At 74.1% G+C, this 21,724-nt stretch carries 12 protein-coding genes; 7 read left to right on the top strand and 5 right to left on the bottom strand.

Going from position 1 to position 21,724, the window contains the following annotated elements; all coding sequences use genetic code 11:
* Positions 1-351: 351 nt before the first annotated feature.
* Positions 352-906, bottom strand: a complete 555-nt coding sequence (locus ACIQZN_RS33405) for a MarR family winged helix-turn-helix transcriptional regulator (protein ID WP_404002141.1) — start codon at positions 904-906, stop codon at positions 352-354.
* A 155-nt stretch (positions 907-1,061) separates the two neighbouring features.
* Here ACIQZN_RS33405 and ACIQZN_RS33400 point away from each other — a divergent pair, with 155 nt between their 5' ends.
* A complete protein-coding gene (locus ACIQZN_RS33400) occupies positions 1,062-2,357 on the top strand; it encodes an MFS transporter (protein ID WP_404002159.1) in 1,296 nt (431 codons plus the stop codon).
* A gap of 9 nt (positions 2,358-2,366) precedes the next feature.
* Here the strand turns inward: ACIQZN_RS33400 and ACIQZN_RS33395 are convergent, their stop codons facing one another.
* Together ACIQZN_RS33395 and ACIQZN_RS33390 are read right to left on the bottom strand one after the other, a co-directional pair.
* Positions 2,367-4,028, bottom strand: a complete 1,662-nt coding sequence (locus tag ACIQZN_RS33395; protein WP_404002138.1) for a SpoIIE family protein phosphatase — start codon at positions 4,026-4,028, stop codon at positions 2,367-2,369.
* 179 nt (positions 4,029-4,207) lie between these two features.
* Positions 4,208-5,524: an NAD(P)/FAD-dependent oxidoreductase gene (locus ACIQZN_RS33390; RefSeq protein ID WP_404002136.1), complete on the bottom strand. Its 1,317-nt coding sequence runs from the start codon at positions 5,522-5,524 to the stop codon at positions 4,208-4,210.
* Positions 5,525-5,942: 418 nt separating this feature from the next.
* On the opposite strand from ACIQZN_RS33390, the gene ACIQZN_RS33385 reads away from it, so the two are divergent.
* Both ACIQZN_RS33385 and ACIQZN_RS33380 read left to right on the top strand, forming a co-directional pair.
* Complete coding sequence (locus ACIQZN_RS33385; RefSeq protein WP_404002134.1) at positions 5,943-6,821, top strand: TetR/AcrR family transcriptional regulator; 879 nt, start codon at positions 5,943-5,945, stop codon at positions 6,819-6,821.
* A gap of 221 nt (positions 6,822-7,042) precedes the next feature.
* Entirely contained in the window at positions 7,043-9,097 is a 2,055-nt protein-coding gene (locus ACIQZN_RS33380) for a sigma-70 family RNA polymerase sigma factor (protein ID WP_404002156.1), read from the top strand.
* 67 nt (positions 9,098-9,164) lie between these two features.
* On the opposite strand, the gene ACIQZN_RS33375 is transcribed toward ACIQZN_RS33380, so the two are convergent.
* Both ACIQZN_RS33375 and ACIQZN_RS33370 read right to left on the bottom strand, forming a co-directional pair.
* Entirely contained in the window at positions 9,165-12,797 is a 3,633-nt protein-coding gene (locus ACIQZN_RS33375; RefSeq protein ID WP_404002131.1) for an AfsR/SARP family transcriptional regulator, read from the bottom strand.
* A gap of 80 nt (positions 12,798-12,877) precedes the next feature.
* Complete coding sequence (locus ACIQZN_RS33370; RefSeq protein ID WP_404002128.1) at positions 12,878-14,989, bottom strand: asparagine synthase-related protein; 2,112 nt, start codon at positions 14,987-14,989, stop codon at positions 12,878-12,880.
* Positions 14,990-16,255: 1,266 nt separating this feature from the next.
* Here ACIQZN_RS33370 and ACIQZN_RS33365 point away from each other — a divergent pair.
* The 4 genes from ACIQZN_RS33365 (at position 16,256) to ACIQZN_RS33350 (ending at position 21,699) form a co-directional block, all read left to right on the top strand.
* Positions 16,256-17,833: a sporulation protein gene (locus ACIQZN_RS33365; RefSeq protein ID WP_404002125.1), complete on the top strand. Its 1,578-nt coding sequence runs from the start codon at positions 16,256-16,258 to the stop codon at positions 17,831-17,833.
* Between the two features lie 112 nt (positions 17,834-17,945).
* A complete protein-coding gene (lhgO, locus tag ACIQZN_RS33360) occupies positions 17,946-19,196 on the top strand; it encodes an L-2-hydroxyglutarate oxidase (protein ID WP_404002122.1) in 1,251 nt (416 codons plus the stop codon).
* Between the two features lie 50 nt (positions 19,197-19,246).
* Positions 19,247-20,083 (top strand): tRNA (guanosine(46)-N7)-methyltransferase TrmB, encoded by an 837-nt coding sequence (gene trmB, locus ACIQZN_RS33355; RefSeq protein ID WP_404002119.1) that lies wholly within the window; start codon positions 19,247-19,249, stop codon positions 20,081-20,083.
* Positions 20,084-20,184: 101 nt separating this feature from the next.
* Positions 20,185-21,699: a PrsW family glutamic-type intramembrane protease gene (locus ACIQZN_RS33350; protein ID WP_404002154.1), complete on the top strand. Its 1,515-nt coding sequence runs from the start codon at positions 20,185-20,187 to the stop codon at positions 21,697-21,699.
* Positions 21,700-21,724 lie beyond the last annotated feature (25 nt).

The raw sequence follows: 21,724 nt of genomic DNA, 5'->3' as shown, positions 1-21,724 counted from the left end.
GCGGGTTTCGCTTTCCAGTTCTTCGCTTTCGCGTTTCCCTTTCCGGCGAGTCCGACTCTATCAGATCCTTTCGGGCCTGATTCCCAGTCAGCGGGGCTTGTCCTCCGGGCCGTTGGGCCCTTCCGACGTCCAAAACTCTAGCGGATTTTCCCGGCGGCTCATAATCGGGCCTTCGAAATGAATTTCGGCATGCCGAAATTTCCCCGAACGGGAGGTCGTGCTGAGTTTGGTGTGCCGCGTCTGCGGCGGGATCGGCCACCGCAGAACCGTTCAGGCTCCGTGGCAACCCGAAGAACCTTACGGATCGCTGAGGGGCGTGTCAACCCCTCCCCACCTGCCGCGCAGGGCCGTTCAGTCCAGGTCGGTGAGCCGGCCGCCGGCGTCCGGCTGGGCGTGCTCCACCCTCCGCAACAGACGGGTGAGCATCGCGCCGAGCACCCCGCGCTCCTCGCCGTCGAGGTCCTGGAGCAGGTCCGCCTCGAAGTCCGTGGCCATCCGCATCGCCTCCAGCCACTTCGTACGCCCCTCGTCCGTCAGCTCCACGATGACGCGCACGCGGTTGTTCTCGTCGCGGTCGCGGGTCACCAGCCCCTCACCGGCCATGCGGTCGATCCGGTGCGTCATGGCGGCCGGGGTGAGACCGAGCCGCTTGGCGAGCTCACCGGGGCCTAGGCGATAGGGCTCCCCTCCCAGGACGAGGGTCTTCAGGACCTCCCACTCCGCGTTGCTGATGCCGAGCGCGGCGAGCTGTCTCCCGTACGCGACGTTCATCCGGCGGTTCAGCCGGCCGAGCGCGGAGACGACCTGTTCGACCTGGGGGTCCAGGTCGCGGTACTCGCGCTGATAGGCGGCGATCTGCTCGTCGAGGCTCGGCTCATCGGGTCCGGGCTCGGTGGTGTCGGACATGGCGCGCAGTATGGCACGCCGCCCATAGCCGTCGAAGTCCTTCGAGTCGTAGTGTTCAACATCTAACTTTAGTGATAAAGTCTTCGGGTTCGAGTCGTTCAATCGGTACGACTCAGAGGCTTCGAGACTTGAGGAAGGTGAGTGTGACCAGGGAGATGGGCGCAGCACTGCGGCGGATCCAGCTGGGGAGCGCGCTGAGTGCGTTCGGGCTCGGGTTCACCGTTCCGTACCTGTACGTCTATGTGGCGCAGGTACGGGATCTGGGCGCCGGCACGGCCGGGATCGTGCTGGCGGTCTTCGCCATGGCGGCGCTCGCCGTCCTGCCGTTCACCGGCCGGGCGATCGACCGTCGCGGGCCGCTGCCCGTGCTGATCGCCGCCTCGGCCGTCGCTTCCCTGGGCGCCCTCGCGCTCGGCGTGTCCTCGCAGGTCACCACCGCCGTCCTGTCGGCGGCCGTGCTCGGCGCGGGCACCGCCGTCATGCAGCCCGCGCTGGCAACCATGCTCGTGCGGTGCACCGGACCCGCCACCCGCACCCGGGCCTTCGCGATGCAGTTCTTCCTGCAGAACCTGGGCCTGGGGATCGGCGGTCTGGTCGGCGGGCAGATCGTCGACACGAACAGCCCGGCGTCGTTCACGCTGCTGTTCCTGATCGAAGCGGTGATGTTCCTGGTGCTCGGCGTCATCGCGGCGACCGTGCGGATGCCGGGTGCCCCCGTCAGCGCGCCGGAGGCGGTGCCCGGGGCACCGGCCCCGCGCGGCGGGCTGCGGGCGCTGCTCTCGCACCGCGCGATGGTGCAGCTGTGTGTGCTGGGCTTCGTGCTGTTCTTCGCCTGCTACGGACAGTTCGAGTCCGGGCTCGCGGCGTACGGCACCGAGGCAGCCGGGATCGATCCCTCCACGCTCGGCATCGCGCTGGCCGCCAACACCGCCGTCATCGTCGTCGCCCAGTTCGTCGTGCTGCGTCTCGTGGAGCGCCGGCGGCGCACCCGGGTCATCGCGGCGGTCGGCCTGATCTGGGCCTTCGCCTGGATCGTGGCCGGTTACGCGGGCCTCGGGCACGGCAGCCAGACCATGGCGACGGCCGCGATGATCTCCACGTACGCGCTGTTCGGGCTCGGCGAGTCCATGCTGTCGCCGACCGTCGCGCCGCTCGTCGCGGACCTGGCGCCGGAGTCGATGGTGGGCCAGTACAACTCGGCGTTCGCGCTCTGCAAGCAGCTCGCGCTGGCCGTCGGCCCGGCCGTGGGCGGTCCGATGGGGGCCTCGCTGCACGGGCCGTACATCGTGACGTTCGTGCTGTTCTCGCTGGGCATCACCGCGCTCGCGCTGCGGCTCGGCCGACGGCTCACCCCCGTACAGGACCAGCCCTCGCTCGCGCACGCGCCGTCGCGGGTGGTGGCCGTCTCCGTGCCGGAGAGCGTGCCGGAGCCCATGGCCGCCGCGCGCTGAGCGCGGCCGCTACCGAGGCAGGACGAACTCGCACCACACCGCCTTGCCGCCGCCCGGCGTGCGGCGGCTCCCCCACGACGTGGCGATCGAGGCGACGATCGAGATGCCCCGGCCCGCCTCGTCCGCCGGTTCGGCGCGGCGGCGGCGCGGCAGGTGGTCGTCGCCGTCGGTCACCTCGATGATCAGGCGGCGGTCGGTGCGGCGCAGGCCGAGACGCATCGGCGGGGTGCCGTGCTGAAGGGAGTTCGCGACGAGCTCCCCGGCGGCGAGCACCCCTAGATCGCACAGCTCCACCGGGAAGCGCCACGAGGCGAGCACGCCCGTCGCGAAGGCGCGGGCGCGGGGCGCCGCCTCGATGCCGCCGAGCAGTTCGAGCGAGGCGTTGTGGAACAGCTCGGCGGCGGCGCCCGAGCGCGCCGGGTGCTGCACGACCAGGACCGCCACGTCGTCGTCGTGCTCCGCGGTGACGTTGAGGGAGCGGATCAGCCGGTCGCAGACGACCTGCGGGGCGCCCGTCGCGCCGGACAGCGCCCGCTCCAGCGCGCCCACGCCCTCGTCGATGTCCTCGCTGCGGCGCTCGACCAGCCCGTCCGTGTAGAGGACGGCGGTGGAACCGGGCGGCAGCGGGATCGTGCCCGAGGTGTGGATCCAGCCGCCGGTGCCGAGCGGCGGGCCGATCGGGTCCTCCGCCCGGTGGACCGTGCCGTCCTCGTCGCGCACCAGGATCGGCAGATGGCCGGCGGAGGAGTAGACGAGCAGCCCCTCGTTGGGGTCGTGCACGGCGTAGGCGCAGGTGGCGATCTGGCTGGCGTCGATCTCGGCGGCGAGCCCGTCGAGCAGCTGAAGGACCTCGTGCGGCGGGAGGTCCAGCCGTGCGTAGGCCCGTACGGCGGTGCGGAGCTGCCCCATGACGGCGGCGGCGCGCACCCCGCGCCCCATCACGTCCCCGATGACCAGCGCGGTCCGGCCCGCGCCCAGGGTGATGACGTCGTACCAGTCGCCGCCGACCGCGGCGTCCGTGCCGCCCGGCTGGTAGGTGGCGGCGATCCGCAGGTCGTCGGGCTGCTCCAGCTCCTGCGGGAGCAGCGAGCGCTGGAGCGTGACGGCGGTTTCGCGGTGGCGGCCCTCGCTGGCGCGCAGCCGCTCGGCGGCCTCGGCGTGATCGGTGACGTCGGCCGCGTACACGAGGACTCCGCTGTCGCGGCCCTTCTCCTTGTCGGGGCGCACAGGAGTGCAGGTCACGGTGTACGAGCGGCCGTCGGCGGCCTTGCGGGACTTGACCGTGCGCGGGGTGCCGCTGCGCAGTACCTGGTCCATGAGAGGGAGCAGGCCGATCTCGGTCAGCTCGGGCATCACCTCGGCGGCCGGGGCGCCGAAGGGGCGGGGGCCGAAGGCGGCGGTGTACGCGTCGTTCACGTAGGCGACGTGGTGGTCGGGGCCGTGCACCAGGGCGACGAGGGCGGGCAGCCGGCCCAGGATGTCGCGGGCGGAGAGGTCCTCCAGGTCGGGCGCCGAGGGCAGGGGAACGCCGACGGGACCGCCCTGGGGCGGGGCGGCGCCCGGTTCGGCCCGGGCGTACTCGGCGCGGGCCGCCGGTACGGAGCTGTGGTCCTCCCGGGCGGCGCGACGCTGCGTACCGGGGAGGCGGGCGCTCCAACGCGTGAAGTTCACGGAATTTCTGGCCTCGTGTGTCGGTCTGGTCCGCTCGGGCGGGTGCTTCCTCTGCCAGGGCGTCGGGCGCGTTCGTCGCTCCTGGGGCGGTCTTCGCTGGTCACTGTCGGTTGCTGCCGGCCGGGTCACTCTGTGCAGATGTGGGCCCACCCATGGTCACACGTCCAGTGTGTCGGACCCTACTGACAGTCGTCTCCGTCGGGCCGCGGCCGGCGCCCGGCGGCGAGTTCGAACTCGGCCCGGGGATGCTCCAGGGAGCCCAGGGAGACGATCTCGCGTTTGAAGAGGCCCGCGAGCGTCCATTCGGCCAGGACGCGTGCCTTCCGGTTGAAGGTGGGGACCCGGCTCAGGTGGTACATGCGGTGTATCAGCCAGGCCGGATAGCCCTTCAGCCGGCGCCCGTAGATGTGCGCGACGCCCTTGTGGAGTCCGAGCGAGGCGACGGAGCCCGCGTAGCTGTGGCGGTATTCGGTGAGCGGTTCCCCGTCGAGCGCGGCGACGACGTTGTCCGCGAGAACCTTCGCCTGGCGGACGGCGTGCTGGGCGTTGGGGGCGGTGGTGCGGCCGGTTTCGGCGGCGGTGAGGTCGGGTACGGCCGCGGCGTCACCCGCTGACCAGGCGTGCTCGGTGCCCTCGACGGTGAGCTTCGCGGTGCAGGCGAGCCTCCCGCGTCCGTCCAGGGGGAGGCCGGTGGCGGCGAGGAGCGGGGCGGGTTTGACGCCGGCCGTCCACACGAGGGTGCGGGTGGGGAAGCGGGAGCCGTCGCTGAGGACGGCGACGCGGTCCTCGCAGGAGTCCAGCCGGGTGTCGAGGCGTACGTCGATATTGCGCCCCCTCAATTCCCGTACGGCGTACCGGCCGAGGGATTCGCCGACCTCGGGCAGGATGCGGTCGGTCGCTTCCACGAGGATCCACTTCAGGTCCTCGGCCTTGATGTTGTGGTAGTACCGCGAGGTGTAACGGGCCATGTCCTCCAGCTCCGCGAGCGCCTCCACGCCCGCGTAGCCGCCGCCGACGAAGACGAAGGTCAGGGCGGCGTCACGGACGGCGGGGTCGCGGGTGGCGGACGCGATGTCCATCTGCTCGATGACGTGGTTGCGCAGCCCGATGGCCTCCTCGATCGTCTTGAAACCCACGCCGTGGTCGGCGAGGCCGGGGACGGGGAGGGTGCGCGAGACGGACCCGGGGGCGAGGACGAGTTCGTCGTACTCGATCTCCAGGGCGCCGGTGCCGTCCTCGCCGCTGGCGAGGGTGGTGACGGTCGCGGTGCGCTTGGTGTGGTCGATGGCCCGGGCCTCGCCGATGACGATGGTGCAGTGCGGCAGGACGCGGCGCAGCGGTACGACGACATGGCGCGGTGAGATCGAGCCTGCGGCGGCCTCGGGGAGGAACGGCTGGTACGTCATATAGGGCTCGGGCGCGACCACCACGATCTCGGCCTCGCCGCTTCTCAGTCTCTGCTTCAGCTTCCGCTGGAGACGCAGCGCTGTGTACATCCCGACGTAGCCTCCGCCGACGACGAGGATGCGCGCACCCGGCGGGGGGCCGGGGGCTGTGCCCCCGGAAGCTGAAGCCATCACTACCCCATGACGCAACGTGCACCGGAATTTGTCCACAGCCCCGGCAAATTGTGTGACCGGAGGTCGTGGACGGGCCGGTGGTGCCGGACGGACCGTTGGTACGCAAGCCCCGCAGGTCAGGCATTGCGGTACGGGACCGGGACGGGGATCAAGTGGTGACCAACCGGTCCTTGCGCCGATCGGGGGGCGCTCCGGGCGGAACTGCCCCCTTCTGAATTGACCCGGGCTCAACTATGTTCGTATGTCGTCGGGGTGCCGGACGGTGACGATCGGTTCACCTCGACGGACACGGCGGGAGTCTCCGGGGGGAGACGTCATAACCGGGGGAACAGTTATGGACATTCAGGAATCGCATTGGCCGACCACTGCTGTCGCGCCTGAAGGAAGCGGGCACATCGGGGCAGTCGGCACCCTCAACGGAACGGGCGGGACCACCACGACCGCTTCTTCGGCGGCGGTGAGCGCGCTGGGCACCGGACTCGGTGCCCAGCCCGGCGGTGTGTCGGCGCACGCACGGTCGGCCCCGCTACGGGTGGACGCCCAGCGCAATCTCGAACACGTACTGCGTGCTGCGCGCGAGGTGTTCGGGGAGCTGGGGTACGGGGCCCCGATGGAGGACGTGGCCCGTCGGGCCAGGGTCGGCGTCGGCACGGTCTACCGGCGCTTTCCCAGCAAGGACGTGCTGGTGCGCCGGATAGCCGAGGAGGAGACCTCCCGGCTGACCGACCAGGCGCGTTCCGCGCTCGGCCAGGAGGACGAGCCGTGGTCGGCGCTCTCGCGCTTCCTGCGGACCTCCGTGGCCTCGGGAGCGGGGCGCCTCCTGCCTCCGCAGATACTGCGGGTCGGTGTGGAGGCCGAGGACTCGACCGTGGTCGGTGCGGCCGGCGAGGCCGCAGGGGACGAGCCCCGGGTGCCTCAGCAGCGGCAGGAGGCGGGCACGGCCGCGCCCCGGACGGTGGCACGGCAGCGGACCGGTCCGGAGACCGGCGACGAGGACCTGGGCGCCGGAGCGGCCGAGCTGCTGGAGGTCGTGGGGCGGCTGGTCGACCGGGCGCGGACCTCGGGCGAGCTGCGCCGCGATGTGACGGTGTCGGACGTCCTGCTGGTCATCGCGACGGCCGCCCCTTCGCTGCCGGACGCGGCCCAGCAGGCGGCGGCCTCTTCCCGGCTGCTGGACATCCTGCTGGAGGGACTGCGCTCGCGGCCCGAGTGACGGCTGCCGGGGTGCGGGGCGGGCCGTGGTGCCCTGCCTCTCGCCCGCTGTCACGTCAACCCAACCCCTCGCTCCTTCCCCGAATGAGTGCCCACCAGTGCTCGCATTCGTGGAGGACGCCCCGGATGAGTGGTTGGTGGGACTGAGGGCACGCCGCATCGACGCTCTGTGGCACGCTTGCCCGGTATTCGGGTCCGATGGCGCATACGGGGGCGTCCGCGATGAGCGGTGACGGGCAGAGGGAAGAGTCGTACGACGGTGTGTCCACCGCCGGCGGCGGTACGGAGCCGGCCGGCTCACCCGGGCACCAGGTGCCGAGCCAGGCCGCCCCCGGCCATCAGGATGTCGACGCGGAGGCGGAAGCCCCAGGCGGAACGGTCCTGCCTGGGCCCTGGCCGCCCGCACCGGCCGAGGACGGCGGCGCCGAGAGCGCTGCCGAGAGCTCCGGCGCGGGTCCCGCCGAGCCGGTTCCCACCGTGCCGATGCAGCGGGCGGGCCGGGGCTCCGTCGGGGCGGACGGCGCGGCGGCGGGACCGTCGGACGCGCAGTTGATCCAGCGCATGCGGGAGGGCGACAACCTCGCCTACGACGAGCTGTTCCGGCGCCACTCGCAGGCCGTGCGCCGCTACGCCCGCACCTGCTGCCGGGACGCGCACACCGCCGACGACCTCACCGCCGAGGTCTTCGCCCGGACCTTGCAGGCGGTACGGGGCGGCAAGGGTCCCGAGGAGGCGGTTCGCGCCTACCTGATGACGGCGGTCCGGCATGTGGCCGCCGCCTGGACCAGGACCGCGAAGCGCGAGCAACTGGTGGACGACTTCGCCGCGTTCGCCGCCCAGGCCATGCGGTCGTCCGAGGTGTCCGACGACGACACCCTGGACCTCGGCGCGGACGTGCTCGCGATGCACGAGGCCGAGCAGTCGATGGCCATGCGGGCGTTCCGCAGCCTCCCGGAGCGCTGGCAGGCGGTCCTGTGGCACACCACCGTCGAGGAGGAGTCGCCCAGCGACATCGCGCCCCTGTTCGGGCTGACCGCCAACGCCACGTCGGTGCTGGCCAGCCGGGCCCGCGAGGGGCTCAAGCAGGCGTATCTCCAGGCCCATGTGAGCCAGGCGCTCACCGCCGGCGGCGACTGCGCGCGGTACGCCGACCGGCTCGGCGCGTATGCCCGGGGCGGGTTGCGGATGCGGGCGGAGCGCGGGCTGCGGGGGCATCTGGACGAGTGCGCGAAGTGCCGGGTCGCGGCGGGCGAGCTGGCCCAGGTCAACGCCGGCATCCCCGCGCTGCTCCCGGTCGCGGTCATCGGCTGGTTCGCCGCCGGGTACACCCTCAAGGCCGCCGGGATCGTGGCGGGAGGCGCGGTCGGTGCCGCCGGTGCGAGTGCCGCGGCGGCGGCGACCGGAGGGGGCTCGTCCGCGGGTTCGGCGGGTGGTGCGGCGGCCTCCGAGGGGCTCGGCGCACCCGCGAAGGCCGGCATCGCCGCGGCGGTGGCCGTCGCGGCGGCGGCCGGGCTCGTCTGGGCCCTGGTGGGCGACGACAGCCCCCGGCCCGAGGCGAAGCCGGTCCCCAAGCCCCCGGCCGTGGCGCCCGCGGTGCCCTCGCCGACCCCGCCGAAGCCGACCCCGCCGGAGCCGACGCCCCCTAAGCCGACGCCCCCGAAGCCCGTGCCGCCGGCTCCCACACCGCCGAAGCCCACGCCCACACCCACGCCGAAGCCCACGCCCACCCCGACGCCGACGCCGACGCCTGAGCCGAGGCCCACGCCGACGCCGACGTCCACACCACCGGAGCCGGAGCCGACCCCCTCCACGCCCGCCCCGCCTCCGCCGCCTCCCGCGCCGGACGTCTACCAGGTCAACGAGCTGGACTACTCGCTCTTCGGCGACCACACCGCGCCCGAGGTGGTGCTCGGGGAGAGCGGCTGGGTATGGCAGCGCTCCGGCGTATCGGTCGGCGGCACGCAGTACGCGCACGGGGTGACCGTCAACAGCCGTTCCTCCGTGGTCATCCAGCTGAACCGCCAGTGCACCCGGTACGAGGCCATGGCCGGGGTGGACGACCTCACCCTGGGGCTCGGGGCGGTGCGGTTCTCGGTGTTCGGCGGGGACGGCAGGCGGCTGTGGCAGTCCCCCGTGGTCCGGGGCGACGAGCCCGCCGTGCCGGTCGGGGTGAATGTGGCGGGCCAGCAGCGCATCCGGCTGGTGGTCGAGCCGGAGCAGCCGTTCGGCGGGGTCGCCCTCGCGGACTGGGCCGAGTCACGCATCAGCTGCGGCTGAGCGATCGCGGGAGCCCTGCCTCCGCCCCTCGGCACGCCGGGCCGTGCCCGTCCCGGCAGGTCCGCCCCTACGGCAGGTCGGCGACGATCTCCTGAAGCAGGGCGATGACCTCGTCCAGGGACAGCCCGTGGCCGACGGCGCGCTCCTCCTCGTAGCGCGCGGGGCCCAGCGCCTCCCGGCACAGGCACTCGGCCGCATCGGTCTCGGCCTGCTCCCCCTCGGTCCGCGGGCTCGACGTCCTCCGCCAGTCGTCGGCGGCGGCGGACACCCGGGCGGCCGCCGCGTGGTGCCCGAGCCTCGCCAGGACCGACGCCGCGCCGTCCGCCAGATGGCCCGTGACGATCTCGGCGCACTGCGCCTCCTTGGCCGCGACGAGGGACCCGGTCAGCCCGCGCGCCCCGGCGACGAGGCCGCCGTCCGGCCCCGGCTCGTGCACCGAGATCCGGGCCGACAGGCCGGCCATCGCCACGGTGAAGTGCGACGGCGGGCCGCCGCGCCCGGCCTCCTCCAGAGCGACGGCGAGCAGCCGCCGGGCGTCCGCGATGTCGCCCCGGTAGAACGCCATCGTGGCGCGCAGATAGTGGATGTAGGCCGTGGCGTCGTGGGCCTGGTGGCGTTCGGCCTCGGCCTCCGAGCTGTCCAGCCGCTGGTGGGCGCCCGCCAGGTCACCGGTGCGGTAGGAGAGTTCGGCGAGCCGGGCCAGGAGGAACGGGGCCTCGGCATGGGCGCCGACCTCGCGGGCGAGCAGCAGCGCCTCCTCGTACGCGGTGCGGGCCTCGGCATAGCGTCCGCGCATCATGCCCGCCTCGGCCGCCGCGCTGGCCACCTGGGCGCGCATCCAGCGGTCGCCGACGCGGCGGCTCAGGGTGCGCAGCTCGTCCAGGTCGTCATCGATCCCGGGCATGCCGCCCGGCATGTCGACCATCATGTGCGCACGGAACATCAGGATGACGCCGTACTCCCACGGGCCGCCGTACTCCCGGGCGTTGTCGACCGCCGCGTCGATCTTCTCCCGGGCATTGTCCGGCGTACCGGTGAGATACGCGGTCATCGGCCAGAGCAGTCCCGGGAACCGGACGCTGTGGGTGAGCGAGGTGGCGAACGCGTCGGCCACCCGGACCACGAGCGCGTGGAGTGCGGTGTCGTCGTGCGCCATCTCGGAATGACCGCTCTCCGCCGCGAAGAAGAACCACAGCATGTGCAGGTTCATCCGGGGCCAGTACCGGGGGTCCGACTCGTCGGTGGGCTCGGGGCCGAGCGCACGGGCCTTCCGGGTCCAGGACAGGCCCTCGGAGCGGTAGTTGCGCAGCCACCAGAACCAGCCCATGCCCAGCACCAGGCGGGCCGCCTCCGCTTCGGAGGAGGGGGAAGGGGCGGCGGCGGACGAGGTGGTGCGCTGGAGGACGGCCCGGATGTTGTCGAGGTCGGTCTCCAGACGCTGGATCCAGGGCAGCTGATCACCGGAGCGCAGGAGCGGATCGGCCTCCTCGACCAGGGCGAGGAAGTACGCGGTGTGCGCGCCCTCGGCGGTGGCGCGCACCTCCGGGGCCTCGGCGCACCGCTCGGTGGCGTACTCGTGGATCGTCTCCAGGAGCCGGTAGCGCATCGCGCCGTCCGCGCCCGGGGCGGCCACCACCAGGGACTTGTCGACCAGCGCACCGAGCAGGTCGGCGGTGTCGGCGGCGGGCCCGCCCCGGACGGCCGGTGTCCTGATGACCGCTTCGGCGGCGGCCAGGTCCCAGCCGCCCGCGAAGACGGAGACCTGGCGCAGGGCGGTGCGCTCATCCTCGTCCAGGAGGTCCCAGGACCAGTCGACCACCGCGCGCAGCGTCTGCTGGCGGGGCAGTACGGTCCGGCTGCCGCCGGTCAGCAGGCGGAACCTGTCGTCGAGCCGGTCCGCGATCTGACGCGGTCCGAGCAGCCGCAGCCGGGCGGCGGCCAGTTCGATCGCGAGCGGCAGCCCGTCCAGCCGGCGGCAGATCTCCGCGACGGCGTCTGCGTCGTGCGCGGGCCCCTGACCAGGGTCGAAGCCGGGGCGCACGGCCCTGGCGCGCTCCGTGAACAGGCGGTGCGCGGGATCGGCGAGGAGGGGGCCGACCGGTCGTACGGACTCGCCGGGGACCGCCAGCGGTTCGCGGCTGGTGGCGAGGATGCGCAGATGCGGGCAGCGGGTCAGCAAAGTCTCGGCCAGCGCGGCGGCGGCGCCGATGACGTGCTCGCAGTTGTCGAGGACGAGGAGAACGGGCGCGGGGCGGGCGCCATGGCCCAGACGGTCGACCAGCAGGTCGACCGGGTCCGTGCGCAGGGGCGCGGCATCAAGGGCGGTGTCCCGCAGCAGGGCGGTCTCTCGCAGCCCGAGCGCGGAGAGCACGGCGCCGGGGACGGCCTCGGGGTCCTCGACGGGGGCGAGTTCGGCGATCCAGACATCCGGCGGAGCGGTGCCGGGGGCGGGGGCAAGGTGGGCGGCGGACTCCTCGGCGAGGCGGGTCTTCCCGGAGCCGCCGGGGCCGGTGAGGGTGACCAGCCTCGACCGGGTCAGGTCGTCGCGGATGGCGCGCAGTTCGGGCTCACGCCCTACGAAGGAGGTCAGCCGGGGGCGCAGATTGCTCCGACCGGGTTTCACGTGAAACAACCCGGTTTCGGCGGGCGCGGGCGCCGGGGCGAGGAGTTCGCGGTGCAGGGCTGCCAGTTCGGGCCCGGGATCGGTGCCGAGCCCGTCGGCGAGGGCCCGGCGCGCGTCCTCGTACGCGGCGAGCGCGTCGGCCTGCCGGCCGTCGGCGCGCAGGGCCCGTATCAGCTGGCCCCGGAAGCGCTCGTCGTACGGGTGCGCGGCGGTCAGCTCGGTCAGCTCGGCGACCAGGGCGGCAGCGGGCGGAGCGGGGGCCTCGACGGGCTCGGCGGTGAGGGCGCAATCCGCGGCGTCCCCGGCGCCGGCCCCCGTGGCGTCCCCCGCCCCTGCCCCCGTTGCGGGCGCGAGCCCGGAGACCTCGGCGGCGGTGGCTCCCAGGTCCCCGGCCGCAGCGGTGACCGCGGTGTGCCCCACACGCGAAGCCGTATGCGCGGCGCCGAAGCCCGCACCCCCGGTGCCGCCCGAGCCCACGCCCCCGGCGCCACCCGAGCCCACTCCGCCAGCACCGCCCGAGCCCGAGCCCGCACCCCCAGCACCGCCCGAGCCCGCGCTCCCGGCGCCACCCGCCGCGCGGCGCAGGTCCGCCTCGATGCGGCGTTCCAGGGCGGCGAGGCGGTGCGCCTCGGGGCGGAGCGCGTGGCCCTGGTCTCCGTCGGGCAGGTCGGCCAGGGCCGGGCCGCGCCAGAGGGCGAGGGCGGTCCGCAGGGTGCTCGCGGCCTGGTCCGGCGCACCCGCATCCAGTTCGGCCCCGCCCTGCCGGGCCAGCCGCTCGAACACGAAGAGGTCGACGTCGTCCGGCCCCGCCGTCAGGCGGTAACCGCCCGGGGTACTGGCCAACGCCTCCCGGCCCAGCACCCTGCGCAGCCGCCCGACTAGAGCCTGGAGCGCGGCGGGCGCGTCGGCGGGAGGATCGTCCGCCCAGACATCGTCCACCAGGTCGGCCACGGGCACCGGGCGTCCCGGCCGCAGGGCGAGGGCGGCGAGAAGGGCACGCAGCCGGCCGCCGCCGAGGGGCAGCGCGCCACCGTTCTCGTCTCGCGCCTCGGTGGCGCCCAGGATCAGATACCGCACGGCACCATTGTGTCCTGCCGGCCACCGGTCAGCGGTGGCTGACGGACGCACGGTGGGCGCAGACCCTGCTGACTCCCCTCTCACCCCTGAAGCGAGCGCCGGGCCGGGACCACACCCCCCGCCACCGCGCGCTGCCGGGGGGCCGCCGTGCCGGTCCAGCAGGTGCCGCGCCGGGAGACGAGGCGGCGCAGCCACAGTTCCGTGGAGGCGAGCTCGGCGAGGCCGTCCAGGGGCAGCGGCTCCCCCTCGGAGGCCGCGCGCAGGGCCTTGCGTACGACGCGGGCCTCCACCAGGCCGGCGTCGGCGAGGAGCGGGGCGTCGAAGAGCGCGATCAGCTCGGGCAGGGCGGCGCGCAGCCCGGTCCGGGTCACCGCCGTGGAGGTGTGCTGCGAGGGGGCTCCCCAGCCGGGGGGCAGTTCGTGGATGCCCGCGCCGGCCAGCACGCGGCGCAGGATCGCCGCGCGGGCGCCCGGCTGGACCCGGAGGGACTCGGGGAGCGCGCGGGCCGCTCGTACGACCTGATTGTCCAGGAAGGGGGCGTGCAGCCGCTGGCTGCGGATCTCGGCGGCCTGCTCCAGGATCCGGTGGTCGGCGGCGCTGCGGGCGAGGGCGGCCCTCGCCCGGGCCTCGCCGGGGCGCTGGACCGAGGAGGGGCGGATCGCCGCCTCCTGAAGGCGAACCGATACTTCTGCGAGCGCTTCCCCGGTCAGCCACCGGGCGGCCGGCCCCGGTCTCGACCAGGCGAGTGCGGCGAGCGAGGCGTCGGCCGGGGTGTCGAGGCCGGGCGCGAGGCGATTGGCGTCGGGCAGCCGTCCGGCGGCCGTTTCGAGGCCGGTGCGGTAGGAGGTACGGGCCAGCTTGCGGGCCGCCCGGTACACGGTCAGCGGCACGAACAGCGAGTGCGCGGAGGGGCCTTCGGCCTTGGCGAGGGCGGCCACCGGGCGCAGCAGGTGGCGGCGGCGCCGGTCCATCAGCAGGTCGGCGAGGCGGGCCGGGTGGGCGTCGAGCACCTGCCTGGCACCGGCGCCCACGAAGTGGTCGGCGCTGCCTGCGGAGAGCCGGCGCCGGTGCCGTTCGGCGAGGACGAGGGAGGGGGCCGGTTCGTCGGTGAGCGGTCCGGCCCCCAGCTCGGCGTAGGGCAGGGCCTCTTCGCCCGCCGCGACGACGACGTGGTGGAGCCGAGGGTTGGCCGCGATGGCGCGGGCCCGTTCGAGTTCGGGTTCGTGGGCGCGGGTCGTCAGGTCGTTGAAGGTGACGGCGAGCAGCCGCTCCCCCGCCCCGGTGCCGTGGCCCAGGATCGTGCCGGGCAGCCCGGGGAGACCGGCGGCGAGCAGGGCGAGGGTCGCCGATGCGCTGCCCCCGGAGAGGTCGGCGCCGATGCCGGGCACGGGGGCGCCCCGGGCGGCGCGCCGTTCGGCCGGGCCCATGCCGGGGACCGGGCCGGGGTCGGGCGGCAGGGTCTCCGGGGCGTGGCGCGGGGCCAGGAGCCGGGCGCGTACCGCCTCGACCAGCGCGTCGCGCACCCCGTCGACGGCGCTCACCGGGTCGAGTTCGGGCGCCGCGACGGCGAGGGAGGCCACCGCCTCGTAACCGGTGATCTCCCGCGAGCCCTCACGCAGGATCAGGGCGTGCCCCGGCGGGATGCGCTTCACGCCCGCGTAGGGGGTGCCGTCGCGCAGCGCCTCCGGGGTCTCGGGGCAGGCCAGCAGGGCGGCCAGGTGGCCGATGTCGAGCTGGGCCTCGATGAGGTCGGCGAGCGGCAGCGCTGCGGTGGCGTACGCCGTGCCGCCGGCCCACGGCGTGTAGAAGACCGGGCGGGCCCCGGCGAGGTCGCCGACGACGGTGATCCGGCGGCCGATCTGGACGACGACCGTGTAGCTGCCGGTCCATGCGGTGAGGTGGCGCAGGGCGCCGCCCCGGGCCGCGAGCAGGCCGACGCGCAGCTGTTCGTCGGAGGCCCCGCAGCAGCCGAGGACGGCGAGCCGGACCATGGGGGCGCCCTCGGCGGTGTCCACCCGGACGGTGCGGATCTCGTCGGGCCGCCAGTCGCCGACCGCCCAGAGCGGATCGGGGTCGCCCCACAGGAGTTGGGAGCCCACGGGGTGCATCGTGCGCCCGTCGTCGCCGCCACCGACCGCCCCGGCCGTGCCGAAGCTCGCGGCGATACTGCTCCAACCCACCAACCAACGCATCGCCGCCTCCACAGGCTGTGGACAAAAACGGCGCGGCAGGCAAGCACCCGGAGAACTCCGGTGACGATCGGCGCCGTTGCGGACATGCTGCCACGACAACGGCGCGCAGGAGTGGCTACGGACGGCGCACGTCGTGAGCGCATGCGCCCCTGGCAAAGGCCGCAGGGCGGACGTCGGGACGCGCGTTCCGCGCAGCGCTCGCGCGCGTCGCCCGGGAGAGCAACGGAATTGCGGATTCCGCGCGTTGCCTTCCCCGGTCGGGTCCCGCGCGAACGGCCCGCTTCCGGCCAGTCCCCGTAACCGGATCCCGTGACGGCGGGACGGCTCGCGCCTCCCCGGCCCGGCCTCATCCGACCGTCGACATCCGGCCAATCTCAGTGCGGAACGGAACCGTTGGCCGCATGATCCATTGGCCGATTCACCCGTATTTGCCCATATCCGGCCAACGCCGCCGGGGCTGACGCATCCCGCGCGGCCACGCGCCCGCCGCACCGCCGGCCCACCCCCCGGACCCCGGGAACACACGGTCCGGGAGGCGGGCCTCGCCCCCCGGACCGGTCCACCGCCTGCGGGGAATGAGGCGGCGATATCCCCCAGCCCCCTGCTTCAAACGCAGCGGGCCGATCCACGCAGCACCCATGCAAGCGCCGCCTCCGGGACCGGGCCAGAGCGCACGTGCGGGCGCACGGCCACACACCGGGGTGCACGCGCGGAGCCCTCGGAGGACCCCGGCCGAACCGGCCGGGGGCGAGCGGGGCGACAGCGGGCACGTACGCCCCGCGCGCCGGTCCGCGCTGGTCGGCGGGCGGGAGGTGCGGCGGGTGGCGCGGCGGGACGGAGCCCGCGCACCGCCGCCGCGAAGCGGAATCGCACACCCTCACCTACCGGTCCGCATCCCGCCCCGGCGATCTCCACTCCCTCTCCCCCGCACCCCCGTCATTCCCCCGCTCTTCCTTTTCCCTTCCTCCGCCGCGTGTTCGCCTCCACCGCCCCGTACGCCTCACCCGTCACCTTTTGCCCTACAGCACTCCGCGCGTGGCCGGGACGGACAACAATCCCGCCATACGGACGTCCGGCCCTTAACGGTAGGGATGCGACGAACTACGCTGGGTGCACTGATGTTCTCTGCAGGACGGCATATTCCCCGGGGCACGGCCAAATGCGTGTGCGGGCGGAGTGACAGGGTTCGTCCCTGGGGAGAACACGGTACGAATGCCGCGCGCCGAGACGGTGACGCGGCTGCCGTCTGTGTGTCGAGGGGTGGCCATGTCCAGGGAGCAACGAGGACCGAACGAGAAGCTCGGCACCGTTCTCGCCCTCGCAGGAATCAGTAACGCCGGGCTCGCCCGGCGGGTCAACGACCTCGGGGCGCAGCGCGGACTGACCCTCCGCTACGACAAGACGTCGGTCGCCCGGTGGGTCTCCAAGGGCATGGTGCCCCAGGGCGCCGCGCCCCATCTCATCGCCGCGGCGATCGGCGCCAAGCTGGGCCGGCCCGTCCCGCTGCACGAGATCGGGCTCGCCGACGCCGATCCGGCGCCGGAGGTCGGCCTGGCGTTCCCGCGTGACGTGGACGCGGCCGTCCGGTCCGCGACCGAGCTGTACCGGCTGGATCTGGCCGGGCGGCGCGCGGGCAGCGGCGGGATCTGGCAGTCGCTCGCCGGCTCGTTCTCGGTGAGCGCGTACGCCACACCCGCGTCCCGCTGGCTGATATCCCCCGCCGACCCGTCGGTCGCACGGACACCGGCCACGGTCGGGGGGCAGCCCCCCGGCGCGCACGGCGCACCGGGGGCGCACGGCCCCGCCGGCGCGCCCGCCCAGCCGGGCACACCCGCATCACAGGCCCAGGCGACCGGCGCGGCCACCGGCCACAGCCTGCTGATCCCGGCACAGCCCGGTCCCGAATCCGGAGGCGACGCCTCCTCGCTGCGCGTCGGCCACAGCGACGTCTCCAAACTCCGCGAGGCCGCCCAGGACGCACGCCGCTGGGACTCCAAATACGGCGGCGGCGACTGGCGCTCCTCGATGGTCCCGGAGTGCTTACGTGTGGACGCGGCCCCGCTCCTCCTCGGCTCGTACAGCGACGAGGTCGGCCGTGCGCTGTTCGGTGCGGCGGCCGAGCTGACCCGGCTCGCCGGCTGGATGGCCTTCGACACCGGCCAGCAGGAAGCGGCCCAGCGGTATTACATCCAGGCGCTGCGCCTCGCGCGGGCGGCGGCCGACGTGCCGCTCGGCGGGTACGTCCTGGCGTCGATGTCGCTCCAGGCGACCTACCGCGGCTTCGCCGACGAGGGCGTCGACCTCGCGCAGGCCGCCGTCGAGCGCAACCGGGGCCTCGCTACCGCCCGCACGATGAGCTTCTTCCGCCTGGTCGAGGCCCGCGCGCACGCGAAGGCGAACGACGCGCCGGCCGCGGGGGCCGCGCTCAAGGCGTCCGAGAGCTGGCTCGAACGCTCCCGGGAGGGCGACGCCGACCCGGCGTGGCTCGGCTTCTACTCGTACGACCGGTTCGCGGCCGACGCCGCCGAGTGCCATCTCGACCTGAAGGCGCCCCGTCAGGTCAGGCGCTTCACCGAGCAGGCGCTGTCCCGGCCCACCGAGGAGTTCGTCCGCTCGCACGGGCTGCGGCTCGTCGTGTCGGCGGTCGCGGAGCTGGAGTCCGGGAATCTGGACGCCGCCTGCGCGGCGGGCACCCGGGCCGTGGAGGTGGCGGGCCGCATCTCATCGGCGCGGACCACGGAGTACGTACGCGACCTGCTGCACCGCCTGGAACCGTACGGGGACGAGCCGCGCGTCGTGGAGCTGCGCGAGCGCGCCCGCCCTCTTCTGGTAGCCCCGGCATAGAAGTCCCGACTTCGGCATGGAAGTCCCGCTTCCTGGGAACCGCCACGCTGACCGCACGGGTTTGAGTGCGTTGTCAGTGGGTCAGTGCACTATCGGGGTGGGAGGTGGCGTGATGATGACGCACGCGGCGTACGACTGCGATGTGCTGGTGATCGGCGGCGGGATCGTCGGCCTGTCTGCCGCGTACGCGCTCACGCGCACCGCGCCCGGCACCCGCGTGACCGTGCTGGAGAAGGAGAAGGGTCCGGCGCGCCACCAGACGGGGCGCAACAGCGGAGTGATCCACAGCGGGATCTACTACCCGCCGGGCTCGCTCAAGGCGCGGTACGCGCTGCGCGGCAGCGCCGAGCTGACCGACTTCTGCCGGGAGCACTCCCTCGCCCACGCGGTGACCGGCAAGCTGATCGTCGCCACGGACCGCGCCGAGCTGCCCCGGCTGCACGCCCTGGTCCAGCGCGGCCGCGAGCACGGGCTGCCGGTGCGCGAGCTGGGGCCCGCGCAGATCGCCGAGTACGAGCCGAAGGTGCGGGGCCTCGCCGCGATCCGGGTCGGCACGACGGGCGTGTGCGACTTCCGGGCGGTCGCCGGGCGCCTCGCCGACGAGGTACGCGGCGCGGGCGGCGTGATCCGCTTCGGCGCCGAGGTCACGGCGATCGACCGCCGCCCCTGGGGCGTGGCCGTGCGCACGGCCGACGGACTGGTGGTCCGGGCCAGGGTGCTGGTCAACTGCGCGGGACTGCACTGCGACCGGATCGCCCGGCTGGCCGGCGACGACCCGGGGATGCGGATCGTGCCGTTCCGGGGCGAGTACTACGAGCTGGCGCGGCCCGAGCTGGTGCGCGGGCTCGTCTATCCGGTGCCCGACCCGGCGTTCCCGTTCCTCGGCGTCCATCTGACCCGGGGCTTCGACGGCTCCGTCCACGTCGGCCCGAACGCGGTGCCCGCCGCCGCCCGCGAGGGCTACGGCTGGCCAGTCGTCCGGCCCCGCGAGCTGATGGACACGCTCAGCTGGCCGGGCTCGTGGCGCATCGCCCGCAGACACTGGCGGTACGGGGCGGGTGAGGTGCACCGCTCCCTCTCGAAGCGCGCGTTCACGGAGGCGGTCCGCCGCCTCCTGCCCGAGGTCACGGAGGAGGACCTGCGCCCCTCGCCGGCCGGGGTCCGCGCCCAGGCCGTGCTGCGGGACGGCACCCTGGTGGACGACTTCCTGATCCGCGAGGCCCCGCACACGGTGCACGTGCTCAACGCCCCGTCGCCCGCCGCCACCGCCTCGCTGCCCATCGGCCGCGAGGTGGCCCGCCGCGCCCTGCTCCGGGCCCGGGCGGCCGGCTGGAAGCCCCCGGAGCGGGCGGCTGCGGGGTGATCCCCGCGCCCGCCGTCGCGGGACGCCCGGCCCCGTAGAATCAGGGCATTGTGTCTGAGCCCAAGAACCCCTCCCACCCGACGCCCGACGGCACCGTGCCCACCACCGCCGGAATCCCCGACGACGTGCGGGCCGCGTCCCTGGAGCGCGCGCGCCGGATGCGCCAGCAGCCCCGCTTCCCCGGCGGTCCCGCGGCCGACCCGGCCGGCTCGCACCACGAGCGCCGGATCCGCAGCTTCCAGCCGCGCCGCAGCCGGGTCACGCCCGGCCAGCAGAACGCCCTGGAACGGCTCTGGCCCAAGTGGGGCCTGGACATCGACGGGCTGGGCGTCCTCGACCTGCCCGCCATGTTCGACGGGCTCCCGGTGGTCCTGGAAATCGGCTTCGGCATGGGTGAGGCCACCGCGCAGATGGCGGCCGACGACCCGGGCACCGGCATCCTCGCCGTCGACGTGCACACGCCCGGCCAGGGCAACCTGCTCGGCCTCGCCGACCGGAACGGCTCGGCCAACGTCCGGGTCGCCAACGGTGACGCGATCATCCTGCTGCGCGAGATGCTGGAGCCGGACTCGCTCGACGGGCTGCGGGTCTACTTCCCCGACCCGTGGCCCAAGTCCCGCCACCACAAGCGCCGGCTGATCCAGCCGGAGTTCCTGGACCTGGTGGCGGGCCCCCTGAAGTCCGGGGCGATCGTGCACTGCGCGACCGACTGGGAGCCGTACGCCGAGCAGATGCTCGACGTGCTCACCGCGCACCCCCTCTTCGAGAACACGGTGGCCGACGGCGGTTACGCCCCTCGCCCCGCTTTCCGCCCGCGGACCCGGTTCGAGGGCCAGGGTCTGGGGAAGGGCCACGTCGTGCACGACCTGCTCTTCGCACGCGTCTGAGCCCGACGGGCACCATGGCCGTTGTCGGACCCGCTCGTTAGGGTCGAGGGGTGTCCGACGGGTCTGTTCAGCGACAACGGCAGGATCAGCCGGCCGTCCCGATGCTCCAGGAGCAGCGGGTCGGCGAGATCCTGGCCGCCGTTCCGGCGCGGGGCCAGTGGCGTTACCGGCCGCGCCGCGTCGGCCCGCTCTGGCGGAACCGGACGTTCCGCGTGGTCGGCATCTTCACGCTGCTGGCGCTCTGCGGGGTGGTGATCCTCGCCCTGGTCCGCGACCAGACCGGCACCGAGGGCTTCCTCGTCGGCCTGGGCCTGGCCGTCCTGCCGGTCCCGGTATTGATGACCGCCTTCCGCTGGCTGGACCGGGTCGAGCCGACGCCGTGGCGGAATCTGCTGTTCGCCTTCGCGTGGGGCGCGTGCGCGGCGGCCCTGGTCGCCATCCTCGCCAACTCGTTCGCGACCCGGTGGATAGCCGACAGCGATCCGGGGAACGCGGACACCCTCGGCGCCACGGTCATCGCACCCGTGGTCGAGGAGAGCGCCAAGGCGGCGGCCGTCCTGCTCCTCTTCCTCTTCCGCCGGAGGGACTTCACCGGGATCGTGGACGGCGTCGTCGCCGCCGGCTTCACGGCGACGGGGTTCGCCTTCACCGAGAACATCCTCTATCTGGGCAACGCCTTCGGCGAGGACCAGCAACTGGACTCCGGTTTCGCGTCGGTGACCGTGGTGACGTTCCTGGTCCGGGCCGTGATGACGCCCTTCGCCCACCCGCTCTTCACCGTCCTGACCGGCATCGGTCTCGGGATCGCCGCGAGCAGCGCGCCCGGCCGCCGGGTGCGCCTCATCGTCGCCCCGCTGCTCGGCCTGGTCCTCGCGATGGGCATGCACGCCCTGTGGAACGGCTCGGCGACCTTCGGCCGGTACGGCTTCTACATCGTGTACGGGGCGTTCATGGTCCCGGTCTTCTCCCTGGTGACCTGGCAGGTGGTCCGGGCCCGCCGCAAGGAGCTGCGCTCCCTGGCCGTCGAACTCCCCGCGTACGCCGAAGCCGGCTGGCTCACCCCCGAGGAGCCCCGCGCCCTCGCCTCCATGCGGGCCCGCGCCCTCGCCAGGAACGCGGCGCGCCGGCGGTACGCGGTGAGCGCCGCCGGCCATCCGTACCACCCGGACTACGCGAGGGTCCGCGCCAAGGAGGCGAAGGAGCGCGGCAGGGCGGCGGCACGCGCGGTCGCCGAGTACGAGGCGTTCGCGACGTCCCTCGCCTCCCTGCGCCGGCAGGCCGGCCGGGGCAGGGCCGACCCGGACTTCACCGCACGCGAGCTGGAGCTGCTGCACCACCTGTGGCAGCGCCGTGAGATCGCGGGCCCCGCCCTCGCGTACGCGGCCCGGGCCACGCACCGGCGGCCGCCCGGCTACACGGCCGCCTGGCCACCCCGCAGCCCGTACGCGGGCGGGCCCACGCCTTACGCGTACGGCAACCCCGCCCCGTACAACGGCAACCCCGCCCCGTACAACGGCAACCCCGCCCCGTACAACAGCCCGGCCCCGTACCCGACACAGCCCTACGGCCAGCAGCCCTACACCGCCCCGCCCCACACCGGCGGGCCGCCGGCCTGATCCGTACGGGCGGAGCGGAACGCGT

It is taken from the genome of Streptomyces sp. NPDC097595 (assembly GCF_044761525.1).
In the GTDB taxonomy this organism is placed as follows: domain Bacteria; phylum Actinomycetota; class Actinomycetes; order Streptomycetales; family Streptomycetaceae; genus Streptomyces; species Streptomyces drozdowiczii_A.
This window is presented reverse-complemented; position numbering and strand designations above follow the sequence as displayed.